Source organism: Streptococcus parasanguinis (assembly GCF_001578955.1).
Classification (GTDB): Bacteria; Bacillota; Bacilli; order Lactobacillales; family Streptococcaceae; genus Streptococcus; species Streptococcus parasanguinis_U.
Map to the genome: position 1 here is coordinate 619,618 of NZ_KQ969689.1, position 5,921 is coordinate 625,538.

Genomic DNA, 5,921 nt, shown 5'->3' on the forward strand with positions numbered 1-5,921 from the left:
AATGACTACAATAAGCAGTCTATTGACTGGCAAAAAAAAGTACACGAACGTCACATACTACTGATTTGCCAATATTTTCAAATCGGAGAGAACTCTCTCATGGGTGATGCGGATGAGTTAGCTGATTATAAGCTATATGAGAACGGACGTTATTTATGTACCGGATCATTGAAGAAGTTAAGCAAAATTACAGGGAAAGATAAATTGCTATTGAAATTCTATGCAGATTTAAACAAAAAAGGCAAAGAGACTGGCAATCTAAAACTTGTGAAAAAATAGAAAGAGGTAAAAATGGAGAATTTAATTTTAAACAAAGTGAAAAAATGGTTTGTTGATCGAGATCTAGAAAATGGGGGCCGGCTAGATAAACAGTCATTAAAATTAAGTGAGGAATTCGGTGAGTTATGTGCAGGATTTTTGAAAAAGAATGAAGCGTTAACAAAAGATAGCATTGGTGATTGTGCTGTAGTTGTTGTAGGTTTAGCATTGCTGATCAAAGAGGATGTACAGAGCATCTTTGAAGAGTCTAATAATATTAGGCGAAAAGGAGCAATGGACTGTTTCAAACTACTAAATGCAAACATCAGTGAGTTTCAACTATCTCAAGATTTAGCAAGTAAAGAAATGTGTCGACATAACCTTGTGCACATTGTGGCTTACTTGAAATCAATCAGCAATATTTTGGGTTATGAATTTCTAGAATGTTTCACTGAGGCCTATAACGAAATCAAAGATCGAAAAGGTAAATGGATTGATGGTTCGTTCGTAAAAGAAGAGGATTTGCCAGGTGAAGTATAAAATCATTGAATATGTATCGGACATGCAGGAAGAGCAGACGGGTACTTGTGAATTATGTTTTGGAATAGCAGGAGGAAAAAATGAATAAGCAAGATCTTATTGAGAAATATAAAAACCTTGAGGGCGTGTGGAATGCAAATGGGGCGGAAATAGCTCGTCAATGCTTTTTAAGAGATTTGGAACAATTGAATGAAATAGATACGAAAAAAGTCACAGTCCCTCAGTATGTTGCGGATTGGATCGAGTGCTGTAAAACCAATGGAATTGCTCTAGGATATGCACTATATTGTTCAGGACAAGCAAGCGACAAAAAAGCCTATGATTGGATTGTTGAAAGCTTGGAGAACCAAGAAACATTCGCTAGAGCTTGGATTGACGGCTACGAGGTCGAGAAAGAGAAGCGGTATACGGTAAAGATGAGAGCAACAAAACAACCGCTATTTTATAATAATATGTACGAGAAAATATTTTTTTCTTTGGGGGATTTAGCTACTCGATTTACACGTAAAGAACTAGAAGGAGTTGGGTTGAGTTGGGTGTTTGATTGCCCAGGTGTAGAAGTAGAAGAGGTGGAAGAATGACAAAAACTATAGAATTGCCAGAATACTATGCACCATACGGAAGAAATGCACGTTATGGAACTCTGGAAGAGTTGAAAGAGCTGCTACTCTATAAACGCATTGTGAAATGGGATAAAGAATTTCTGCTGCTTGAAGATGGCACAAAGGTCACTATTGAAACGTCTGAAAGTGACTGTTGTGCTTCTGCTGGAGGAGAATTCCAAAATGTGAAACTTGACGCAGTAATTACAGATGTCAAAATCGGAGAACAAGCAAGAGAAGAAGATGATTGGGGAACAACTACCAGCACAAACACGGTTACTATTTATCATAACCAGAACCCGATAGCTCTAGCCGAATGCGAGGCCAATGACGGGAACGGTGGCTTTTATTATAGCGTGGGTTCTCTAGTTATCGGGAATATCCATTTTCCAGTGGTAGATGCTTAGGAGGTGGAATGATGAATAAAAAAGAGATGATTGAGAGTATCAGTCATTTACCTTCAGATTGTAGCAGACCAAGACCGATGATTGATAAATTAACGACGTTGGAATTGATTAAGTTGCTAGACGAAACGCAGGAAGTAGAGATCCCAATGTTTGTGGCGGATTTTATCACAGAACAGAAAAAACTAGGTCATACTCTGTCCTACTCAATAGATGCATGCATGCCTGATATAACTGCAGAATGGTATTGGAATAATTCCGAACTCTTTGCTCGTGCTTGGCTGGACGGTTACACAGTCGAGGAAGAGAAGCGGTATTATGTAAGGTTTAAATTCATTGAAGATTCATATAGTTACTTAACATTGATTAAGCACCTTAGCGCTTGGACGTTACATTCAATAACACTAGATAAAAAATTTCGTACAGAACACACCAGAAAACAACTTGAAGATGCCAACTTCGGATGGGTGTTCGATTGTCCAGGGATTGAGATTGAGGAGGTAGATGATGAATAAAAAAGAGCTAAAAAAACATATTGAGGGCTTACCTTACAGCGCAGGCCTTATAGTAGATAAAATAAAGATTAATAGAAATGGATTGCTGAAATTAATTGAACAATTAGACGAACCGCAGAAAGTCACAGTCCCGCAGTTTGTTGCAGATTGGTACGAAGAGCATAAAGATAATCTTGAGTATAATATTTGGGATTGGATGAAGTATAATCTTGAGCCTAAAAAACGAGAAAATGTAATCTTCTCTCAGTGGTTAGGTAAGACTGTAAATAACCCCGTGGAAACACTTATCAAGATGAAGTTGTATGGCTACACAGTCGAGGAAGAGAAGCAGTATGAAGTGATATTGTGCAATGGACAGTCGTTGAAAACTGTGTACAGACAGGGTGAGGATCGTCTTGATTTTGAAAAGGTGTTTGGCGATCTTGAAAGATTTACTAGAAAACAATTGGAAGAAGCTGGTTTCGGCTGGGTGTTTGATTGCGAAGGAATAGCAGTGAGGGAAGTAGAGTAATGGGATGGAACTATTTTTATGGTTTGTAATCGGCCTTGCCCACATTTTAGCTATTATTTGGGCCATTTTAGTGGCTGTTCTATCAAATATAGAGGATGATAAAAAAAGATGAAATTAGAGACATTAGTTAAAACAAGAAATGCCTATCAAAAAAGACTAGAAGATGAGAAATTGTTCATATCTTTATGTAATCAAATAGGAAAACAAAATGCCACAGCGAACAAAGAATGGATGAAACGTAAAGTCAGAGATTTAGACAAGGAGATTGAAGAGTATGAACAAAAATCAATTACTGATTGTTAATATTGCAGCTCTATTTTTAATACTCTTTCTATCAAGCATAAATCTAAACACACGAATAAGAAAACTTGAGCAAGAAAATAGGGATTTGCAATGGGAAGTAGAAGAGCACGAATTAAGTATCCAGCGCATGGCTGAAAAAAATACAATGCAGGATACTATTCTAAATAAATTAAATCGTGAATATCAAATGCGTGAGCATGAACGTGCTCAGAAGTTAAAAGAAATTGCCGAACAGAACGGAGTAGGAGGATAAGAATAATGATTAACAATGTAACTTTGATCGGAAGATTAACAAAGGATGTAGAGTTGAAACGTACTCCTTCAGATATTGCAACTGCCTCATGCTTCAAATCCAATGGACATCAGCGACGATGATCTTCCATTTTAGGAGGTATATATGATTATATTTGATGATTTCTATCGTGAAGAAGTTCGACGATGCTACAAAGAGATTGAAGCTCTTGAGGTGGAAAATAAAAAACTTAAAGAAAGAATAAGTCACTTCATACATTCTTCATGTGATAACGAGTGGAAGAAGATCGTTAAAGATTTTAAGATTAAGAAACAAAATCGGAAGTGGAAAGCAAGATAAACTAACAGATATAGCGATTCAGGAAACGGAGGTGAAGAATGCAGCTTTTTGATGATATCGATGAAAAAGAAACAATAAGAAGGGCTAAGAAAAAGCTCTCAGAATATCCACGCTGGAGAGAAATAGCATGTGATGACCCAATTCAAAAAGTAACGCAGGAATTCACATTTCAACCAAGGGGAGGAGCAGGACCTAATAAAGCTGTTGAAAATTTAGCTGTTCGACGTGTGGATGCAATGATTGAGTTAGAAGAAATTGAACAAGCGGTAAGCAGGCTATTCAATCCTACTTATCGGTACATACTATTTTCCAAGTTTTTAAAAAATCAAAAAGATCTAAACTACGAAATTTACAACTATCTAGGTATAGAGAGGACTAAATTTCAGGAACTATACAATAATGCTTTGTTAGCATTCGCAGAACAGTATCGAGATGCTGTGCTAGTATGTAATAAAAAAACGGTATTTTTGCGGTAAAAATACGGTAAACATAACACAAATTATGACTTAAAATAGTATTATCAGAAAATGAAGGCGGTGGCCGGGTAGTTTTTTGTAAATCTCCTAATTGTATTTTTTGGTTAGCTGTTCACCAGGAGAAATTCGGGGTGGCATGGGTTCGAATCCCATACAGCTAATATTTTAAGTCAGTTCTAATGAGCTGACTATTTTTATTTGAAAGGAGTAGGTAAATGCGTAAAGTGGAACCGATTCGTGATACAGATGATATTGAACGCATGAAGGATTACTTAAAGAGTAAGAATGAACGAGACTATGTAATGATGGTTACAGGGCTGTATTCAGGAATGCGAGTTAGTGATATCCTGCCCTTGAAAGTAAGAAGTGTTAAAGGAACTCACATTGAAGTTACCGAACGCAAGACAGGCAAAACAAAGAGATTCGCTATAAACCCAGCTCTAAGAAAAGCCCTGGATCATTATATAAAAGAAAATGAATTAAAGGATTATGATTACTTATTCCCTTCGAGAAAGAAGGTGAGCAATGAAGGACTTAGAATAACACACATTGGTAGGGTGGCAGCATATCAGATCTTGAGAGATGCTGGAGAGCATATTGGATTAACAAACATCGGAACACATTCCATGAGGAAAACGTTTGGTTACCATCATTACAGAAAGAATCAAAATGTTGGAATATTGATGGAGTTATTTAATCATTCTTCACCAGATATCACACTGGGCTATATAGGGTTCAAGCAAGATGAGCTAGATAATAGCATGCTGAATTTTGCTTATTAAGGCTATGTATTTAACAAAATGAAATAAAGTAAATTCATTTATTGACGATGGCCCACTTAACTATGAGAGAGTAAGGTGGAAAGTCTTATGATTCAAATTAACAGAATATAAGATATGTTAAATTCAAAGACCCTCCCCCTCTAATAAAATAACACCTATCAACTTAAAAATACCAGGCCTAATTATTACACCCTCCCACATTAATTTACTCCCCCCTATCTAACAAAATAATACCCCCCACTATTAAATACCAGGGTATTGATACCGAATAAGGGAACGAGGGTAAGGTGTGTAGGATGATATAAAACAGAGAAGACAATCGAGGTATACAATGAAAGAACTACGGGCAGACCGTAACGGACCACATCGAGTAGCATTTGAAAAGAATAAGAAGATACTACTCAAGACTCAGAATACCTGTGGGATCTGTGGCCAGCCTGTAGATAAATCACTCAGGTACCCTCACCCACTATCCCCAGTGATAGACCACATCATTCCAGTGAATAGGAATGGACATCCATCAGACATCAAGAACTTACAGCTTGCGCATTGGCAATGCAATAGACAAAAGTCTGATAAGTTATATGCTGAACAAAATTTTGAAAAAAATGCAATTGTTGGAAATCGCAATTTGCCACAATCAACCAATTGGCTGAAATACCACAGTTGACCCAGAACTGATAGGGGGGTTACCCCCTCCCCTCGGTTCTGGCCGAGCTTCACGCCGTCACTGTACATATTTTCTCGTGCCAAAACGAAAGGATAAGAAATTGGAATTAAGAGGAATTGAATATCTCAGAAGAAAATTAGAATCTTGCAGGACCAGGGTTAATTTGAGGTATAAACATTATGCTATGAAAAACAATGACACTCCAATCGGAATCACTATCCCTCTAAATGTCCGTGCTCAATACAAATCGACGTTGGGCTGGACTGCT

The 5,921-nt window shown here is 37.2% G+C and carries 12 protein-coding genes; all 12 read left to right on the plus strand.

The genetic code is table 11. From position 1 onward, the window contains the following. Positions 1 to 279 (plus strand): hypothetical protein (locus tag SPADD19_RS12515; RefSeq protein WP_241496445.1); only part of this gene is annotated, 279 nt, incomplete at its 5' end. A gap of 12 nt (positions 280 to 291) precedes the next feature. Continuing rightward, positions 292 to 798, plus strand: coding sequence for a MazG-like family protein (locus SPADD19_RS02915; RefSeq protein WP_061455141.1), 507 nt, complete (start codon positions 292 to 294; stop codon positions 796 to 798). Positions 799 to 878: 80 nt separating this feature from the next. After that, positions 879 to 1,379: a DUF1642 domain-containing protein gene (locus tag SPADD19_RS02920; protein ID WP_061455142.1), complete on the plus strand. Its 501-nt coding sequence runs from the start codon at positions 879 to 881 to the stop codon at positions 1,377 to 1,379. After that, entirely contained in the window at positions 1,376 to 1,807 is a 432-nt protein-coding gene (locus SPADD19_RS02925; RefSeq protein WP_061455143.1) for a DUF7448 domain-containing protein, read from the plus strand. The genes SPADD19_RS02920 and SPADD19_RS02925 overlap by 4 nt, the downstream gene beginning before the upstream one ends. An 11-nt stretch (positions 1,808 to 1,818) precedes the next feature. Continuing rightward, a complete protein-coding gene (locus tag SPADD19_RS02930; protein ID WP_061455267.1) occupies positions 1,819 to 2,319 on the plus strand; it encodes a DUF1642 domain-containing protein in 501 nt (166 codons plus the stop codon). Next, complete coding sequence (locus SPADD19_RS02935; protein ID WP_061455144.1) at positions 2,312 to 2,830, plus strand: DUF1642 domain-containing protein; 519 nt, start codon at positions 2,312 to 2,314, stop codon at positions 2,828 to 2,830. The genes SPADD19_RS02930 and SPADD19_RS02935 overlap by 8 nt, the downstream gene beginning before the upstream one ends. Before the next feature lie 108 nt (positions 2,831 to 2,938). Beyond that, positions 2,939 to 3,133: a hypothetical protein gene (locus SPADD19_RS02940; RefSeq protein WP_061455145.1), complete on the plus strand. Its 195-nt coding sequence runs from the start codon at positions 2,939 to 2,941 to the stop codon at positions 3,131 to 3,133. After that, a complete protein-coding gene (locus SPADD19_RS02945; RefSeq protein WP_061455146.1) occupies positions 3,105 to 3,386 on the plus strand; it encodes a hypothetical protein in 282 nt (93 codons plus the stop codon). The genes SPADD19_RS02940 and SPADD19_RS02945 overlap by 29 nt, the downstream gene beginning before the upstream one ends. A gap of 144 nt (positions 3,387 to 3,530) precedes the next feature. Further along, positions 3,531 to 3,725, plus strand: a complete 195-nt coding sequence (locus SPADD19_RS02950; RefSeq protein WP_061455147.1) for a hypothetical protein — start codon at positions 3,531 to 3,533, stop codon at positions 3,723 to 3,725. A 38-nt stretch (positions 3,726 to 3,763) separates the two neighbouring features. Then, a complete protein-coding gene (locus tag SPADD19_RS02955) occupies positions 3,764 to 4,201 on the plus strand; it encodes an ArpU family phage packaging/lysis transcriptional regulator (RefSeq protein WP_061455148.1) in 438 nt (145 codons plus the stop codon). Between the two features lie 215 nt (positions 4,202 to 4,416). Continuing rightward, positions 4,417 to 4,983, plus strand: a complete 567-nt coding sequence (locus SPADD19_RS02960; protein WP_061455149.1) for a site-specific integrase — start codon at positions 4,417 to 4,419, stop codon at positions 4,981 to 4,983. 331 nt (positions 4,984 to 5,314) lie between these two features. Then, a complete protein-coding gene (locus SPADD19_RS02965; protein ID WP_061455150.1) occupies positions 5,315 to 5,653 on the plus strand; it encodes an HNH endonuclease in 339 nt (112 codons plus the stop codon). Positions 5,654 to 5,921: the final 268 nt, after the last annotated feature.

Excerpts from the sequence above, each read along its gene's own strand:
- SPADD19_RS02945 (WP_061455146.1), top strand. The coding sequence starts at position 3,105 with ATGAACAAAAATCAATTACTGATTGTTAATATTGCAGCTCTATTTTTA.
- SPADD19_RS02915 (WP_061455141.1), top strand. The coding sequence starts at position 292 with ATGGAGAATTTAATTTTAAACAAAGTGAAAAAATGGTTTGTTGATCGA.
- SPADD19_RS02955 (WP_061455148.1), top strand. The coding sequence starts at position 3,764 with ATGCAGCTTTTTGATGATATCGATGAAAAAGAAACAATAAGAAGGGCT.
- SPADD19_RS02935 (WP_061455144.1), top strand. The coding sequence starts at position 2,312 with ATGAATAAAAAAGAGCTAAAAAAACATATTGAGGGCTTACCTTACAGC.
- SPADD19_RS02965 (WP_061455150.1), top strand. The coding sequence starts at position 5,315 with ATGAAAGAACTACGGGCAGACCGTAACGGACCACATCGAGTAGCATTT.
- SPADD19_RS02925 (WP_061455143.1), top strand. The coding sequence starts at position 1,376 with ATGACAAAAACTATAGAATTGCCAGAATACTATGCACCATACGGAAGA.
- SPADD19_RS02920 (WP_061455142.1), top strand. The coding sequence starts at position 879 with ATGAATAAGCAAGATCTTATTGAGAAATATAAAAACCTTGAGGGCGTG.
- SPADD19_RS02960 (WP_061455149.1), top strand. The coding sequence starts at position 4,417 with ATGCGTAAAGTGGAACCGATTCGTGATACAGATGATATTGAACGCATG.
- SPADD19_RS02950 (WP_061455147.1), top strand. The coding sequence starts at position 3,531 with ATGATTATATTTGATGATTTCTATCGTGAAGAAGTTCGACGATGCTAC.
- SPADD19_RS02930 (WP_061455267.1), top strand. The coding sequence starts at position 1,819 with ATGAATAAAAAAGAGATGATTGAGAGTATCAGTCATTTACCTTCAGAT.
- SPADD19_RS02940 (WP_061455145.1), top strand. The coding sequence starts at position 2,939 with ATGAAATTAGAGACATTAGTTAAAACAAGAAATGCCTATCAAAAAAGA.